This window comes from Pseudomonas sp. FSL R10-1339 (assembly GCF_009600545.1).
Classification (GTDB): Bacteria; Pseudomonadota; Gammaproteobacteria; order Pseudomonadales; family Pseudomonadaceae; genus Aquipseudomonas; species Aquipseudomonas bubulae.
This window is the reverse complement of the sequence record NZ_WIVQ01000103.1, coordinates 1-16637: the sequence shown is the minus strand read 5'-3', so window position 1 is coordinate 16637 and position 16637 is coordinate 1. Positions and strand designations below refer to the sequence as shown.

Genomic DNA, 16637 nt, shown 5'->3' with positions numbered 1-16637 from the left:
ACGCTTGCACCCTCTGTATTACCGCGGCTGCTGGCACAGAGTTAGCCGGTGCTTATTCTGTCGGTAACGTCAAGACAGTCACGTATTAGGTAACTGCCCTTCCTCCCAACTTAAAGTGCTTTACAATCCGAAGACCTTCTTCACACACGCGGCATGGCTGGATCAGGCTTTCGCCCATTGTCCAATATTCCCCACTGCTGCCTCCCGTAGGAGTCTGGACCGTGTCTCAGTTCCAGTGTGACTGATCATCCTCTCAGACCAGTTACGGATCGTAGCCTTGGTGAGCCATTACCTCACCAACTAGCTAATCCGACCTAGGCTCATCTGATAGCGCAAGGCCCGAAGGTCCCCTGCTTTCTCCCGTAGGACGTATGCGGTATTAGCGTCCGTTTCCGAACGTTATCCCCCACTATCAGGCAGATTCCTAGGTATTACTCACCCGTCCGCCGCTCTCAAGAGAAGCAAGCTTCTCTCTACCGCTCGACTTGCATGTGTTAGGCCTGCCGCCAGCGTTCAATCTGAGCCATGATCAAACTCTTCAGTTCAAACATCTTTGGGTTTTTAAGAAACCCTAAACTTGGCTCAGCAATCGTTGGTTACATCTTTGATTTCTCGCGGAGTAACTTGTGATGCTGATAATCTTGTTGACTATCAGTCTGACTCCACAAGCACCCACACGAATTGCTTGATTCAATTGTTAAAGAGCGGTTGGTCAGCTTTCGCTGTACCGAGGCGCGCATTCTACAGCAGCCTCTGTTGCTGTCAAGCGGTTATTTTAAGATGTTTTCAAAGTTTCCTCTGTAACATCAACCACTTGCGCTTTCGATCTCTCGTTAGCGGGAGGCGAATTCTACAGTGTTACACGCTGCTGTCAACACCTCATTTCCTGCTTCGATGACTTGAAGCTGGCACTGTCAAAAACCATCCAACTCTTTGAAACTCAAGGAGTTTTCCGTTTCGACTGCGCCGGAAGAGGTGCGAATTATAGGCCGTTTGAACCTCGGGTCAAGCACTAGTTTCACACTTCTGTCATATAGCCTTGAAAGGGGCCTAAAAGCAGAGGCCAGCCTGACGGCTGGCCTCTTTTCTTCTATAGGCTGCTATCGCCTGCCTTACAGACTCGGAAAGGCAAACTGAGAGGCTTCATGGCTGGCACGTTGCGGCCAACGTTGTGTGATCGCCTTGCGACGCGTGTAAAAGCGCACGCCATCCGGGCCATAGGCATGCAGGTCACCAAACAGCGAACGTTTCCAGCCGCCGAAGCTGTGGTAGGCAACAGGTACTGGCAACGGTACGTTAACCCCCACCATACCCACTTCAATCTCGTCGCAGAACAAACGGGCCGCCTCTCCATCACGGGTGAAAATGCAGGTACCGTTACCGTACTCGTGATCATTGATCAGTTGCATGGCCTCTTCCAGGCTCTTGACCCGCACGATGCACAATACCGGCCCGAAGATCTCTTCTTTATAGATACGCATCTCAGGTGTCACGCGATCAAACAGGCAGCCCCCCAGGAAGAAGCCTTCTTCATGCCCCTTGATACTCAACCCGCGACCATCGACCACCAACTGCGCACCTGCTGCTACGCCATCATCGACATAGCCACTGACCTTGTCCCGCGCCTGACCGGTAACCAGGGGGCCCATGTCCAGACCGCACGAAGTCCCCGCACCAATTTTCAGCGCTTTGATTTGAGGAACCAGTTTGGCCACCAGGGCATCTGCCACCTGATCACCGACGCACACTGCAACCGAGATGGCCATGCAACGCTCGCCGCACGAACCATACGCTGCGCCCATCAGTGCACTAACTGCGTTATCGAGATCCGCATCCGGCATCAACACTGCGTGGTTTTTCGCCCCACCCAGTGCCTGCACGCGCTTACCGCGTTTGGTGCCTTCGGCGTAGATGTACTCGGCGATCGGGGTCGAGCCAACAAAACTCAGCGCTTTCACTTCCGGCGCCTCGATCAGTGCATCAACAGCTGACTTGTCGCCGTGCACCACGTTCATAACCCCCTTGGGCAAACCAGCTTCTTGCAGCAGTTGAGCAATCAACAGTGTCGAGCTTGGATCACGCTCCGAGGGCTTAAGAATGAAACAGTTGCCGCACACGATCGCCAACGGGTACATCCACAACGGAACCATGGCCGGGAAGTTGAACGGTGTAATCCCTGCAACGACACCCAGTGGCTGGAAGTCCGACCAAGCATCAATATTCGGGCCTACGTTACGACTGTATTCGCCCTTCAAGATTTCCGGAGCCGAGCAAGCGTATTCGACGTTCTCGATCCCGCGCTTCAGTTCACCCGCAGCATCCTCCAGAGTCTTGCCATGCTCTTCGCTGATCAACTGCGAGATCCGCGCTTCGTTCTGCTCAAGCAACTGCTTGAAACGGAACATCACTTGGGCGCGCTTGGCAGGCGGGGTATTACGCCATGCCGGGAAGGCGGCCTTGGCTGCATCGATCGCCTGCTGGATTGTTTCACGGCTGGCCAGGGGAACCTGGTGGATCACTTTACCGGTGGACGGGTTATACACATCTGCGGTGCGCCCGGAATCGTTCAGCAACTCGCCATTGATCAGGTGTTGAATAGTGCTCATGGATGCTCCAGAAAGTTGTCCACAGGCGCGAACGCTGCGCGCCTGGGTGAATGCATTAAGTGTCGCTTCTATATAGAAGGATCAGTCGATCTGATTCAGCGCTTCGCCGACCGCATCGAACAAGCGATCCAGGTCCTGCGGCTTGCTGTTGAACGTTGGCCCGAACTGCAGGGTGTCGCCGCCGTAGCGCACGTAGAAACCGGCTTTCCACAGTTTCATCGCTGCATCGAACGGGCGCACAATTGCATCACCATCACGCGGCGCAATCTGGATTGCACCCGCCAGGCCATAGTTGCGAATGTCGATGATGTTCTTCACGCCCTTCAAACCGTGCAATGCATTCTCAAAATGCGGTGCAACTTCAGCCACGCTCTGTACCAGGTTCTCTTTTTGCAATAGATCAAGCGCAGCAATACCCGCAGCACAGGCTACGGGGTGAGCCGAATAGGTATAGCCATGAGGGAATTCAACCGCGTACTCAGGCGTCGGCTGATTCATGAACGTGTGATAAATCTCGCTGGTAGCGATAACAGCCCCCATCGGAATCGCGCCATTGGTGACTTGTTTGGCAATACACATCAAGTCAGGTGTCACGCCGAAGCTGTCAGCACCAAACATTGAGCCTGTACGACCAAAGCCAGTGATCACTTCATCGAACACCAACAGGATATTGTGCTGGTCGCAGATTTCCCGCAGACGTTTCAGATAACCCTGAGGCGGAACCAATACCCCCGCCGAGCCTGCCATCGGTTCTACAAAAACGGCAGCAATGTTCGACGCATCGTGCAATTCGATCAGCTTGAGCAGTTCATCGGCCAGGGCAATCCCGCCCTGCTCGGGCATGCCGCGAGAAAATGCGTTGCTTGCCAACAGGGTGTGGGGCAGATGATCCACATCCATCATTGCCTGGCCAAACAGTTTGCGGTTGCCGTTCACCCCACCCAGGCTGGTGCCTGCAATGTTCACTCCATGGTAGCCGCGGGCACGGCCAATCATTTTGGTTTTGCTCGACTGGCCTTTTAGACGCCAGTAGGCACGCACCATCTTCACTGCCGTGTCGGCACACTCCGACCCCGAGTCGGTGAAGAACACGTGATTGAGGTTGCCCGGCGTCAACTCGGTGATTTTTTCTGCCAGCTTGAAAGACAGCGGATGGCCGTACTGGAACGCCGGCGAGTAATCGAGGGTGCCCAATTGTCTGGCCACGGCTTCCTGGATTTCAGTACGGGTATGCCCTGCGCCGCAGGTCCAAAGACCTGACAGCGAATCGTAAATCTGCCGACCCTTATCATCCGTCAGATAACTGCCCTTGGCCGCGACGATAAAGCGCGGATCGCGATGGAAGTTACGGTTGGCAGTGTAAGGCATCCAGTGAGCATCCAGCTTGAGCTGGCTGGTCAGGTTCAATTCGGCATTTTCGGGCATGTTCATCAGCAAAACCTCGCAAGGCAAAAGCGGCGTGGGATGTTGAAAGCGTTGTTGCGCCTAAATTGCCACGGCTATAAAGTCCATGAAATCCAACTCTTCTAACCTTTAGTCAGGCATACACTAAACTATGAGCAGCCGTCGCCCCGATGCACTGGCCCAGGTCAGCGACTTTGATATTCGACTGCTGCGTATTTTTCGCAGCGTCGTGGAGTGCGGCGGCTTTTCGGCAGCAGAGACGGTACTGGGCATTGGCCGTTCTGCCATCAGCCAGCAGATGAGCGATCTTGAACAGCGCCTGGGTTTGCGCCTGTGCCAACGTGGGCGAGCGGGCTTTTCACTGACAGAGGAAGGTCGTGAGGTCTACCACTCTGCGCTGCAATTACTCGGCGCACTTGAGAGCTTTCGTACCGAGGTCAACGGCCTTCACCAGCATTTGCGCGGCGAACTGACCATTGGCCTGACCGATAACCTGGTCACCCTGCCCCATATGCGTATCACCCATGCACTGGCCCAACTCAAGGAGCGTGGGCCTGATGTACAGATTCATATCCGCATGATCTCGCCCCATGAAGTTGAACAGGGTGTGCTCGACGGCCGCCTGCATGTGGGTGTGGTGCCCCAGGCCAGCACATTGTCCGGGCTTGAGTACCAGCCGCTCTACAGTGAGCGTTCACTGTTGTATTGCGCCGTAGGCCATCCGCTGTTTTATGTCGACGACAGGCAATTGGAAGATGCACGGTTGAATGCGCAGGATGCCATTGCCCCCACCTTTCGCCTGCCCTCGGATATCCAGGCCCACTACCAGGCGCTCAATTGCACCGCCAGCGCGTCGGATCGCGAAGGCATGGCCTTTTTGATTTTGACCGGGCGCTATATCGGTTACCTGCCCGACCATTACGCCAGCCTGTGGGTTCAGCAGGGCCGCTTGCGGGCACTGAAGGCAAAAACACGTTTCTACGATTTGAGCCTGGCATCGGTGACACGTAAAGGCCGGCGCCCGCATCTGGTCCTGGAAAGTTTCCTTGAGAGCCTGGAAGCGACGCGTTAACGTGAAAAACTTCGCTACACAAACAGGTTGCCCGGAGCGCCCATGACCCTTGAAGTTCCTGCCCATGACGGCAAGCCTCCCAGCCGTATCCGGCAGAAAAACGAAGAGGCCATTCTCAAGGCCGCCGAAGATGAGTTTGCCCGTCACGGCTTCAGAGGCACCAGCATGAACGCCATCGCCCTGAGTGCCGGGCTGCCAAAGGCCAATCTGCATTATTACTTCACCAACAAGCTAAGCCTGTATATCGCAGTACTGAGCAATATCATCGAGCTATGGGACCGTACCTTCAACGTTTTGACCGCTGACGATGACCCGGCCCAGGCCCTGACTCAGTATATCCGCGCAAAAATGGAGTTTTCCCGGCGACAGCCCCAGGCTTCGCGAGTGTTTGCGATGGAAATCATCAGTGGCGGGGCCTGCCTGACCGAGTATTTCTCACAAGACTACAGAGCTTGGTTTCAAGGTCGTGCAGCTGTGTTCCAGGCCTGGATAGATGCAGGCAAGATGGACCCGGTCGACCCGGTCCATCTGATTTTCCTGCTATGGGGCAGCACCCAGCATTACGCCGACTTTTCGACACAGATTTGCCGCGTAACGGGGCGCAAGCACCTGACCAAACAGGATATGCATGCGGCCTGCGACAACCTGATCCGTATCATTCTCAAAGGCTGCGGCCTGACGCCCGCAGTCTAAGCCTGGAACCGACATGCCTTCGACCCTCACGGGGCTTTGCGAGTACCGCGAAGAAATCCGTAAAAGCCGCTTTATTACTTTTGCTGCCCCCATCACCAGCGCCCAGCAAGCCCTCGAATTTATCGAGCAACACAGCGACCTGAATGCCTCGCACAATTGCTGGGCGTGGAAACTTGGTGGGCAGTACCGCAGCAGTGATGATGGCGAACCTGGCGGCACCGCGGGCCGCCCGATACTCTCGGCCATTGAAGCGCAGGACTGCGATCAGGTCGCGGTGCTGGTTATCCGCTGGTATGGCGGCATTCAGCTGGGCACCGGCGGCCTGGCTCGGGCCTATGGCGGTGGCGCTAACAAATGCCTGCAAAACGCCGAAAAACTGCCGTTGGTCAGCCGTATCGCACTCAACTGCTCTTGCAGTTTCAGCGAGCTGGCATTGGTCAAACTGCGCCTGGGTGAACTCAACGGCCTGATCACCGGCGAAACCTTCACTGCCAATGGCGTTGACCTGCAACTGGCGCTGGTCGAAGAACAGATTGCTCCCGCGCGACAGCTTTTAGCGGACCTTAGCCGCGGCAGGATCCTGCTGCATCGTGACGCTGTCGAGCCAGCCCCATAAAAATGCTATTTTCCGACATCCATAGTTGCCCACAGTCACTGTGCACCCACCTGTGGATAACCTGAGCACATGCGGCCACAGCCCTTGTGTGCTGGGGGCTTGAAGCACTTGTACGATTTTTAACCAACTCATATCAACTTTGTAGAGGACGCTACTCATGACCGCAAAAAAAGCACTGATCATCGGAGCTTCACGTGGCCTGGGCCTGGGTCTGGTCAAGGAGTTGCTTGCCGATGGCTGGGACGTAACCGCCACTGTGCGCCACCCACAAAAAGCCGATGCCCTGAAGGCATTGGGGCCGGTGCGCATCGAACAACTGGACATGAACAATCAACAGGCGATCAAGGCATTGGGCAATACCTTGCACAATGAAGTCTTCGATCTGCTGTTTATCAATGCCGGGGTCAAAGGCCCGGACGACCAGCTGTCGGGCAATGCAACGCTGGCCGAGGTGGGGCAGCTGTTTTTCACCAACAGCGTGGCACCGATCAATGTGGCCCGGGAGTTTGTCAGCCGGATCCGTAAGGACAGTGGCGTACTGGCATTTATGAGCTCAGTACTCGGCAGTGTCACTCAACCTGATGCCCCCGAAATGGCCCTCTACAAGGCCAGCAAAGCGGCTCTCAACTCGATGACCAATACCTTTGTACTGTATGAACTGGGCGACAATAACCCGACTGTGCTGTCCATGCACCCGGGCTGGGTAAAAACCGATATGGGCGGCGAAGGCGCCGACATTGATGTCGAAACCAGCACCCGTGGCCTGGTGGCACAGGTCAAGGCATTTGCCGGAAAAGGCGGCCATCACTTTATCGACTACAAGGGCCAGACGATTCCCTGGTAGGCAGCCTGCGACAAATGGCGGGGGAATTGTGCCCCCTCCGACCTGTAGAATGTCGCCATCTGTACCCGATTTGATGAGAAAACCTTTTATGTATGACTGGCTGAACGCCCTGCCAAAAGCTGAACTGCACATGCATCTGGAGGGTTCCCTGGAACCCGAGTTGCTGTTTTCGCTGGCCGAGCGCAACAAGATCGCCCTGCCCTGGAACGACGTTGAAACCCTGCGCAAGGCGTATGCCTTCAACAACCTGCAAGAATTCCTCGATCTTTATTACAAAGGCGCCGACGTACTGCGTACCTCCCAGGACTTCTACGACCTGACCTGGGCCTACCTGTTGCGCTGTAAAGAACAGAACGTCATTCACACAGAACCCTTCTTCGACCCGCAAACCCACACCGATCGTGGCGTGCCGTTTGAAGTCGTGCTCAATGGCATTGCCAGCGCACTTAAAGATGGCGAGCAGCAACTGGGTATCACCAGCGGCCTGATCCTCAGCTTCCTGCGCCATTTGAGCGAAGAAGAAGCAGAAAAGACCCTCGATATGGCCCTGCCATTTCGCGATGCCTTTGTCGCCGTTGGCCTCGACAGTTCAGAAATGGGCCACCCACCGAGCAAGTTTGTGCGCGTATTCGACCGCGCCCGTGATGAAGGCTTCCTGACCGTTGCCCACGCGGGTGAAGAAGGCCCGCCGGAGTACATCTGGCAAGCCCTGGACTTGCTCAAGATCCAGCGTATCGACCATGGCGTGCGCGCCATTGAAGACGAACGTCTGATGCAACGCATCATCGACGAGCAGATCCCGTTGACCGTATGCCCGTTGTCCAACACCAAACTCTGTGTGTTTGATCACATGTCGCAACACAACATTCTCGACATGCTTGAGCGTGGCGTAAAAGTGACCGTCAACTCTGATGACCCGGCCTACTTTGGCGGTTATATGACTGAGAACTTCCACGCGCTATACACCGATCTGGGCATGACCCAGGACCAGGCCAAACGCCTGGCGCAAAACGGTCTGGATGCGCGGTTGGTCAAGCCGTAACACGCGGTCTCCCCTGTGGGAACGGGCTTGCCCACGATGGCATCAACTCGATCAGGCAGACACACCTGATTGTCAGCATCGCGCGCAAGCCCGCTCCCACAGACATTTGAAACTGCAACACCGTCACTACCACAGCAGTTTTACTGTTTCCCCGGGTACAACTTGCTCAACATCGCACAGCGCTCACTGAGCATGTCGCGCAAGAGCCGCACCGGTTTACTCAATTGCGCCCGGTGACCACACAGCAGATTCAGCGGCGCCCGCTCGCACATCAGCCCCGGCAGTAACACCTTGAGCCGCCCGCTCTGCACATCTCCCGCCACATCCAGCCACGACTTGTAGGCAATGCCCTGCCCGGCAACCGCCCACAAGCGCACCACGTCGGCATCATCGCTGAAACGATTGCCGCTTACCGTCAGCCCCAGTTCGCGCTTGCCGTCATTGAATTGCCAATGGTCGTGAACCCGCGTGCCGAGCATGTACAACAGGCAATTGTGTTGCAGCAACTGCTCAAGCTGACGCGGCTCGCCCTTGCGCGCCAGGTAGTCGGGGGACGCACACAGCACCCGGCGGTTATCCGGGGCCACCGGCAGCGCCACCAGGCTGGAGTCTTCCGGCTCGCCGTAACGCAAGGCGATATCCACAGGCTGGCGGAACAGGTCGGCAATCCGGTCACCCAATAACAGGCGCACGGTGAGTTGCGGATGCTCACGCTGGAACTCATCCAGCCAGGGCAGCAACAGATTACGGCCGAAGTCTGAAGGTGCCGACAGTTGCAACACTCCGCTAACCTGATCTTGCCCACGCGCCAACAAGCGTCGCCCCTCATCGAGGCTAGCGAGTGCCGTACGCGCATATTCAAGAAAGCCTTCGCCTTCGGCCGTCAGACGCAAACTTCGGGTTGAACGCGCCAGCAGGCGCGCGCCCAGTTGAGCTTCTATCCGTTTGAGAGCAGCGCTGGCCACCGCCGGGGACATATCCATCACCCGGGCCGCCGCAGACAAACTGCCCAAGTCAGCCGCGTGAACGAACAATTGCAGATCATCGAAACGCAGCATTCACAATCCACCCGACCATTATCAATAAAAAATTGAAAGAGACTGCTGTTTTAGCCGGTTTTATCGCGCGGTGAAATAGCCAATTATCACTGCCAGTTTCTTAATCATCTTCAGGACATGTCCCATGAAAGCTGTCGCCTACTACCACTCGTTACCGATTCAAGACCCGCTGGCCCTGCAAGATATCGAGTTGCCAGAGCCGGTGGCCGGCCCCCGGGATTTGCTGGTCGAGGTCAAAGCCATTTCCGTAAACCCGGTGGATACCAAAGTGCGCCAGAACGTGCAGCCCGAGGCCGACACTGCCAAGGTACTGGGCTGGGATGTGGCCGGTGTGGTCAAGGCCGTCGGCAGTGAAGTCAGCTTGTTCAAGGTCGGCGACAAGGTCTTTTACGCAGGCTCCATTGCCCGTGCCGGGGCCAACAGTGAACGTCATGTGGTGGATGAACGCATCGTCGGGCATATGCCCAAAAGCCTCGATTTCGCACAGGCCGCAGCGTTGCCGTTGACCGCCATCACTGCCTGGGAGTTGTTGTTTGAGCGCCTTGGCGTCAACGAGGGCAAGACCGACGAGCAACAAAGCCTGCTGATCGTCGGCGCGGCGGGTGGTGTGGGTTCAATCCTGACGCAACTGGCCAGCCAACTGACTGCGCTCAAGGTGATTGGTAGCGCATCTCGCCCTGAAACCCAGGCCTGGGTCCGTGAACTGGGCGCCGATCTGGTTATCGACCACAGCCAGCCGCTGAGCGAAGAGCTCAAGCGTCACGGCATCGACGCCGTCACCCATGTTGCCAGCCTGACCCAGACTGACCAGCATCTTGATCAGTTGGTAGAAGCACTGGCACCACAGGGCAAACTGGCGCTGATTGATGATCCCAAGGCGCTGGATATCACCAAACTCAAACGCAAGAGCCTGTCACTGCACTGGGAGTTCATGTACACCCGCTCGCTGTTCCAGACCCCGGACATGATCGAGCAACATCTCCTGCTCAATCGTGTCGCCGGGCTGATCGATGCGGGCACCCTGCGTACCACGGTCGGCGAGCACTTTGGCAGCATCAATGCCGCCAACCTGCGCCGCGCCCATGCACTGCTGGAAAGCGGCAAGGCCAAGGGCAAGATTGTGCTCGAAGGCTTCTGAGAGGACGTCTGACGGGACCCATGTGGTCATTTTTTAACCGTCAGTCAGAGACTTGATTCCGGGCATTTTAATCAAAGTTTTTCGGCATACACTGGCCTCCTTTGCGAACCGAAGGAGGCCAGTCATGAAAATCCTGATAAAAGCGCTAGCAAGATCCCGCGACTGCAAATGGCAGGTGCAAATCGACCAGCAAGCCGTCAACTTTCGCAGCGAGGTCGAGGCCCGGGCCTTTGTCGACAAGCTGCAATCGCGCCTGCATGCCCCGCACCGCCTGCCCGAACGTTTGGCTGGCTGAATCAGACCGGCTGCTGAGCGGCGATCCGTGCGGTGTACAGGCGCCGGGTCGCCACTGCCAGGCCCACTGCCACAAGCCCGCACAGGGTGATGACCATCGCCATTGGCATTGCGCTGCCGTCGTGCAATACCCCCACCAGTGATGCCGCCCCCGCCGCCACGCTGAACTGCAAACAACCCAGCATCGCCGAGGCACTGCCGGCGCGCGCGCCCTGCCCGCTCATGGCGCAGGCCGAGGCATTGGGAATGATGCAGCCCAGGCTGGCAATGCAGATAAACAGCGGCACCAGCAGCGGCCACAGTTGTTCGGTATGCAAACTGCTGACGCCCAGCAAGGCCAGACCCGCCGCCAGATACACCCACACCATGCGCGACAGCAAAAAGGCCGGGCCACGCTTGGCCAGCAGGCGGGCGTTCAACTGCGCCACCAGGATAAAGCCGGCCGCGTTGGTGCCGAACAACCAGCCGTAATGCTCGGCAGGCACGCCATATAGTTTGATAAATACGAAAGGTGAACCCGCGATGTAGGCAAACATCCCGGCCATTGCGATCCCCCCCGTCAGGGCATGGCCAAGGAACTCGCGATCCTTGAGCAACCGCCCGTACTGGCGCAATGCCCCCGACAGCGGCTGACGTGGCACGTTGGCCGGCAGGCTTTCAGGCAAGCCAAGCGCTACGGCCGTTGCCGCCAATGCGCTGAACACCGTCAACACCAGGAAAATCGATTGCCAGCCATACAGGTTGACCAGCAACCCACCCAACATCGGCGCCAGGATTGGCGCCAGGCCCATAACCAGCATCAATTGTGAAAACACTTTGGCCGACTGCACCGCGTCGCATTTGTCACTGACAATTGCCCGCGAAAGGACCATGCCCGCACAGCCGCCAAGGGCCTGGACAAACCGGGCACCAATCAGCCACTCCAGGGTCGGCGCAAAGGCGCATGCCAGTGACGCGACAGTGAATAGCCCGACGCCCACCAGCAGCGGCACGCGCCGGCCGAAGCGGTCCGCTACCGGGCCATAGGCCAGCTGACCGATGGACAGGCCCAGAAAGTACACGGCCAGCGTCAGTTGTATCTGGGTTTCGTCGGTTGCAAAGGCTTGTGCCATCGCCGGGAAGCCGGGCAGGTAAAAGTCGATCGCCAAAGGACCGAAGGCACTCAGGGCGCCAAGAATCAAGATTGTTCGAAGGTTCATCAGGTATCCAGGGATCAGGCTGCGGTTAGCGCAAGCTGACAGTTTAGCTGTGGTTATCGACCCTGAACATTAAGTTAGCGAGCTAGCTAATAAATCACCTTGAACCCGTCCTGAAACAACACCGCCGTAGCAGCTGCCGAGGAACGAGGCTGCGTTCGGCGGCGCAGCCGTCGTAAGTCTGACATTGCGGTGCGCCAGTCAGAGCTTGCTCTTAGCATTCACGACGACTACGTCGCCGGACGCAGCCTAGTTCCTCGGCAGCTGCTACATACAGGTTTAGTGCGCCGTGCGCGCCTCAAACCCGGCATTGGTGATCACGTCGATAATTTGCAACGGTGATACGTTGCTGTCCACCTTGACGGTTTTGCTCGCCAGGTCCACTTCAACCTTCGCGTCTTTATCCACCGTCTGCACTGCACGGGTCACCGCGCCCACACAGCCACCACAGGTCATACCGTCTACCTTGAACGTTTGCATGATTACGCCTCCTGTTTGAGATATGCCTACAGCTTCGACCTTGCCATCGTGGCAAGGTCAAGCCCGTTGTTTCACGCGCTGACTGGCAATCCATCCCGTGCTCGGCCAAGCTGCAAGCCTTGCGATTTGATAACAGGATACTTAGCCATGCGCTGGACCGCTTTGAGCCTAGTCAGCCTTTTGGGTCTTGCCAGTGTGCCGCTGTGGGCAAATGCCGATCAGGACTACGGAGTGCTGATCATTTCCCGCGAACGCCTTGAGGTGCCGACCAACTGCGAAGTGGGTGTGTACATCGACGATCAACTGGCCGGGCGATTGTTTCAGGAGCAGGCCCTGGCCTTTAACCTGCCGCCCGCCAGCGTCGATATCCGCCTCAAGCTGCTCCCCGGGCAAGCCCCCGGCTGCCTGCCCGGCATGCTGGTGCCGCCCGCGCAGCAGTTCACCCTGAAGGCCGGGGATGTGCGCAAATACCGCATCGCCCTGGGTAAACAGGGTATGTACCTCAAGCCCGCCAAACTGGAATATTGAGCGGCAAACAACGAACAGCAAGAAGCCTTGACCTTGCCATGGGGTCAAGGTCGATTCTATGGATAGATAACTTCTTGAGGAGGACTGCTCGTGCCCACCCAATTCGATCTGCCGATTGATGGCATGACCTGTGCCAGCTGCGCAGGGCGTGTGGAAAAATCCCTGGCCAAAGTGCCCGGTGTACGTTCGGTCAGCGTCAACCTGGCCACTGAACAGGCCCGTATCGAAGCGCCTGCCGAGAGCCTGCCGGCACTGGTCGAGGCTGTGCAACAGGCAGGCTATAGCGTGCCCGCCCACAGCCTGGAACTGGATATCAGTGGCATGACCTGCGCCTCGTGCGCAGGGCGCGTAGAAAAAGCCCTGGCCAAGGTGCCCGGGGTCAAGAGCGTCAGCGTCAACCTCGCCACCGAGCGGGCCCATGTCGAATTGCTCGGCCAGGTTGATCCGGGCCTGCTGATCAACGCGGTCACTCAGGCCGGCTATGGTGCCAGCCTCCACCAGAGCGAAAAAACTACCGAAGACGACCAGCAAAAACGCCTGCACCGTGAACGCTGGGCGCTGACCCTGGCTATCGTACTGGCGCTGCCGCTGGTGCTGCCGATGCTGCTTGCGCCTTTTGGCATCCATTGGATGCTGCCCGCCTGGGCCCAGTTTGTATTGGCGACCCCGGTGCAGTTTGTTCTGGGCGCACGTTTTTATGTGGCCGCGTGGAAAGCCGTCAAGGCTGGCGCCGGCAACATGGACCTGCTGGTCGCCCTGGGCACCAGCGCCGGTTATGGCCTGAGCCTGTATGAATGGGCCATCGCCGAACCCGGCAGCATGCCCCATCTGTATTTCGAGGCCTCGGCGGTTGTGATCGCCCTGGTGCTGCTGGGCAAATATCTCGAAAGCCGTGCCAAGCGCCAGACTGCCAGCGCCATCCGCGCCCTTGAAGCCCTTCGCCCCGAACGCGCCTTGCGCATGGTCGACGGCCAGGAACAGGATGTCGCCATCAGTGATTTGCGTCTCAATGATCTGGTGCTGGTCAAACCCGGCGAGCGGTTCCCGGTGGATGGCGAAGTCGTCGAAGGCCAAAGCCATGCCGACGAGGCCCTGATCAGTGGCGAAAGCCTGCCGGTGCCGAAACAGCCTGGGGATAAAGTCACCGGCGGCGCCATCAACGGCGAAGGTCGCTTGATTATCAAGACCATGGCCCTGGGGACGGAGACCGTACTGGCGCGCATTATCCGCCTGGTAGAGGACGCGCAGTCCGCCAAGGCGCCGATCCAGAAACTGGTGGACAAGGTCAGCCAGGTATTTGTCCCGGTGGTGCTGCTGATCGCCCTTGCCACCCTGCTGGGCTGGTGGCTCTACGGCGCGCCGATTGAAACCGCTCTGATCAACGCTGTCGCGGTACTGGTAATTGCCTGCCCTTGTGCCCTGGGCCTGGCGACCCCCACTGCAATCATGGCCGGCACCGGCGTTGCAGCCCGCCACGGGATTCTGATCAAAGACGCCGAAGCCCTCGAACGCGCCCACGAAGTCAGTGCCGTGGTTTTCGACAAAACCGGCACCCTGACTTCAGGCACGCCGCAAATTGCTCACTTCAGTGCGCTGGACGGTGATGAAGCACGCTTGCTGCAAGCCGCCGGTGCCCTGCAGCGGGGCAGCGAACACCCGCTGGCCAAGGCCGTACTGGATGCTTGCGCGGCGCGTGATTTAAAAGTGCCGGACGTTACCGACAGCCAGTCGCTGACCGGCCGCGGCATTGCCGGCACCCTGGAAGGCCGTCGCCTGGCCCTGGGCAATCGCCGTTTGCTGGAAGAAACCGGTCTCAATCCGGGCTCGCTCGCCGCATCGGCCAGCGCCTGGGAAACCGAAGGTCGCACGCTGTCCTGGCTGATCGAACAAAGCCCGCAGCCCCAAGTGCTGGGCCTGTTCGCCTTTGGTGACACACTCAAGCCCGGTGCCCAGTCAGCCATCGCCCAGCTCAATGCCCGTCATATCAGCAGCCACTTGTTGACCGGCGACAACCGCGGCAGTGCCAAAGTAGTGGCCGAGGCCCTGGGGATCAGCGATGTTCACGCCGAAGTGTTGCCCGCCGACAAGGCCGCGACCGTGGCCGAACTGAAAAAAACCGGTGTAGTGGCTATGGTCGGCGACGGTATCAACGACGCGCCGGCACTGGCCGCGGCCGATATCGGTATCGCCATGGGCGGTGGCACAGATGTGGCCATGCACGCAGCGGGCATCACCCTGATGCGCGGCGACCCGCGGTTGGTACCGGCAGCACTGGAGATCAGCCGCAAGACCTACGCCAAAATCCGGCAAAACCTGTTTTGGGCATTTATCTACAATGTGATCGGCATTCCGCTGGCTGCTTTCGGCTTTTTGAACCCTGTGCTGGCAGGCGCGGCCATGGCTTTTTCCAGTGTCAGCGTGGTCAGCAATGCGTTGATGCTCAAATTCTGGAAGCCCAGGGATCTTGAATAAGGAGGCGTCATGAATATCGGCCAGGCCGCCAGACACAGCGGCTTGAGCGCCAAGATGATTCGTTATTACGAATCCATCGGTCTGCTCAAACCCGCGCAACGCAGTGACAGCGGCTACCGCCTTTACAGCGATGACGACCTGCATACCCTTGCGTTTATCAAACGCTCGCGGGACCTGGGGTTTTCGCTGGAAGAGGTCGGCAAGCTGCTGACCCTGTGGCAGGATCGCCAGCGCGCCAGCGGCGATGTGAAGGCACTGGCGCGCCAGCATATTGAAGAGTTGAACCAGAAGATCGCCGAGCTGAGCAGCCTGCGCGACACCTTGCAGGATCTGGTCGAAAGCTGTCAGGGCGACCACCGCCCTGACTGCCCGATCCTCAAGGACCTGGAGTCAGGCTCATGCTGCACCGTAAAGACATGATCATCTGCATGATCTGCTGATAAACCTGTGGGAGCGGGCTTGCTCGCGATTCAGGCGCCAAGGTGTATCTGGCTGACCAAGGTGATGCCATCGCGGGCAGCCCGGCTCCCACAGGAACGTTAATCAGAAAGCTGTCAGCAGCACTTTAGCCAGCATCAGCACACCAATCACCGCACACAGCCCCGCGAATCCCTGCTGTAACCACTGGGCCGAGACGTGCGGGGCAATCACCCGCCCGGCAATCATTCCGGCCAGGGTGGCGCCAATAAATATCACGCCTTCATTCGACAGGCTCACGCCCTGGCTCATCAGATTGCCCAAGGTGCCCAGCGATACCAGCGCCACCACCATCAAGGACGTGGACACCACGGCGTGGATACGCACGTCACTGAACTTGCGAAATGCCGGCACGATCAAGAACCCGCCGCCCACACTCAATAACCCCGTCAGCAACCCCGAGGTAGCACCAATGGATACCAGGGTCATGCTGCAGCGGGCATTCCAGGTCAGTCGCCCGGTTGCAGGGTTGAGCATGCAGTTTTTTTCCAGTACCCCCAGGCTGCCGTCATCGCGGGCATCCGCCCGGGCCTGCAGGAACATGCGCACTGAGACAAACATCATCACCGCGCTGAACATCAACACCAGCACCTTGGCCGGCATCAATCGGGCAAGGTGCAGCCCGATGGGCGAGGTGGTCGAGCCGACCAGCGCCATCAACGCCGCTGCCTTGTAGCGCACCAGCCCCTTGCGCAGGCCATCCAGCGCCCCCAGTGC

The 16637-nt window shown here is 58.1% G+C and carries 16 protein-coding genes and 1 rRNA gene; 10 read left to right on the top strand and 7 right to left on the bottom strand.

Annotated features, from left to right (window positions below):
- The 3 genes from GHO03_RS20870 to GHO03_RS20855 form a co-directional block, all read right to left on the bottom strand.
- Window positions 1-545: ribosomal RNA gene (locus GHO03_RS20870) — 16S ribosomal RNA — on the bottom strand; the annotation flags it as partial.
- A gap of 567 nt (window positions 546-1112) precedes the next feature.
- Window positions 1113-2606 carry a CoA-acylating methylmalonate-semialdehyde dehydrogenase gene (locus GHO03_RS20860; RefSeq protein WP_095001080.1) on the bottom strand — a complete coding sequence of 498 codons (1494 nt, stop codon included), beginning with the start codon at window positions 2604-2606 and terminating at the stop codon, window positions 1113-1115.
- An 81-nt stretch (window positions 2607-2687) separates the two neighbouring features.
- On the bottom strand, window positions 2688-4037 hold the full coding sequence (locus GHO03_RS20855) for an aspartate aminotransferase family protein (protein WP_095001079.1): 1350 nt from the start codon (window positions 4035-4037) through the stop codon (window positions 2688-2690).
- 124 nt (window positions 4038-4161) lie between these two features.
- On the opposite strand from GHO03_RS20855, the gene GHO03_RS20850 reads away from it, so the two are divergent.
- The 5 genes from GHO03_RS20850 to GHO03_RS20830 all read left to right on the top strand — a co-directional run bounded on the left by GHO03_RS20850 (window position 4162) and on the right by GHO03_RS20830 (window position 8277).
- Entirely contained in the window at window positions 4162-5082 is a 921-nt protein-coding gene (locus GHO03_RS20850; protein ID WP_095001078.1) for a LysR family transcriptional regulator, read from the top strand.
- Between the two features lie 42 nt (window positions 5083-5124).
- A complete protein-coding gene (locus GHO03_RS20845; protein ID WP_095019808.1) occupies window positions 5125-5775 on the top strand; it encodes a TetR/AcrR family transcriptional regulator in 651 nt (216 codons plus the stop codon).
- A 13-nt stretch (window positions 5776-5788) separates the two neighbouring features.
- Window positions 5789-6391 (top strand): YigZ family protein, encoded by a 603-nt coding sequence (locus tag GHO03_RS20840; RefSeq protein WP_095001076.1) that lies wholly within the window; start codon window positions 5789-5791, stop codon window positions 6389-6391.
- A 157-nt stretch (window positions 6392-6548) separates the two neighbouring features.
- Entirely contained in the window at window positions 6549-7235 is a 687-nt protein-coding gene (locus tag GHO03_RS20835) for an SDR family oxidoreductase (RefSeq protein ID WP_095001075.1), read from the top strand.
- Between the two features lie 88 nt (window positions 7236-7323).
- Window positions 7324-8277 (top strand): adenosine deaminase, encoded by a 954-nt coding sequence (locus GHO03_RS20830; RefSeq protein WP_016783589.1) that lies wholly within the window; start codon window positions 7324-7326, stop codon window positions 8275-8277.
- 140 nt (window positions 8278-8417) lie between these two features.
- Here GHO03_RS20830 and GHO03_RS20825 read toward each other — a convergent pair whose 3' ends face one another.
- Complete coding sequence (locus GHO03_RS20825) at window positions 8418-9335, bottom strand: LysR family transcriptional regulator (RefSeq protein WP_095001074.1); 918 nt, start codon at window positions 9333-9335, stop codon at window positions 8418-8420.
- Between the two features lie 124 nt (window positions 9336-9459).
- Between GHO03_RS20825 and GHO03_RS20820 the strand changes: the two genes are divergently transcribed.
- Together GHO03_RS20820 and GHO03_RS25180 are read left to right on the top strand one after the other, a co-directional pair.
- Window positions 9460-10473: a zinc-binding alcohol dehydrogenase family protein gene (locus GHO03_RS20820; RefSeq protein WP_153400460.1), complete on the top strand. Its 1014-nt coding sequence runs from the start codon at window positions 9460-9462 to the stop codon at window positions 10471-10473.
- A gap of 124 nt (window positions 10474-10597) precedes the next feature.
- Window positions 10598-10768 (top strand): hypothetical protein, encoded by a 171-nt coding sequence (locus tag GHO03_RS25180; protein ID WP_178110344.1) that lies wholly within the window; start codon window positions 10598-10600, stop codon window positions 10766-10768.
- 1 nt (window position 10769) lies between these two features.
- Here GHO03_RS25180 and GHO03_RS20815 read toward each other — a convergent pair whose 3' ends face one another.
- Window positions 10770-11966, bottom strand: a complete 1197-nt coding sequence (locus GHO03_RS20815; RefSeq protein ID WP_095019805.1) for a multidrug effflux MFS transporter — start codon at window positions 11964-11966, stop codon at window positions 10770-10772.
- A gap of 276 nt (window positions 11967-12242) precedes the next feature.
- Window positions 12243-12443, bottom strand: coding sequence for a heavy-metal-associated domain-containing protein (locus GHO03_RS20810; RefSeq protein WP_016783584.1), 201 nt, complete (start codon window positions 12441-12443; stop codon window positions 12243-12245).
- A 147-nt stretch (window positions 12444-12590) separates the two neighbouring features.
- On the opposite strand from GHO03_RS20810, the gene GHO03_RS20805 reads away from it, so the two are divergent.
- The 3 genes from GHO03_RS20805 to cueR all read left to right on the top strand — a co-directional run bounded on the left by GHO03_RS20805 (window position 12591) and on the right by cueR (window position 15863).
- On the top strand, window positions 12591-12971 hold the full coding sequence (locus GHO03_RS20805; protein WP_016783583.1) for a hypothetical protein: 381 nt from the start codon (window positions 12591-12593) through the stop codon (window positions 12969-12971).
- A 90-nt stretch (window positions 12972-13061) separates the two neighbouring features.
- On the top strand, window positions 13062-15443 hold the full coding sequence (locus GHO03_RS20800; protein WP_372241774.1) for a heavy metal translocating P-type ATPase: 2382 nt from the start codon (window positions 13062-13064) through the stop codon (window positions 15441-15443).
- Between the two features lie 9 nt (window positions 15444-15452).
- Entirely contained in the window at window positions 15453-15863 is a 411-nt protein-coding gene (cueR, locus tag GHO03_RS20795) for a Cu(I)-responsive transcriptional regulator (RefSeq protein WP_153400458.1), read from the top strand.
- 123 nt (window positions 15864-15986) lie between these two features.
- On the opposite strand, the gene GHO03_RS20790 is transcribed toward cueR, so the two are convergent.
- The coding region (locus tag GHO03_RS20790; protein WP_153400457.1) for a sulfite exporter TauE/SafE family protein at window positions 15987-16637 on the bottom strand (651 nt) is incomplete at its 5' end.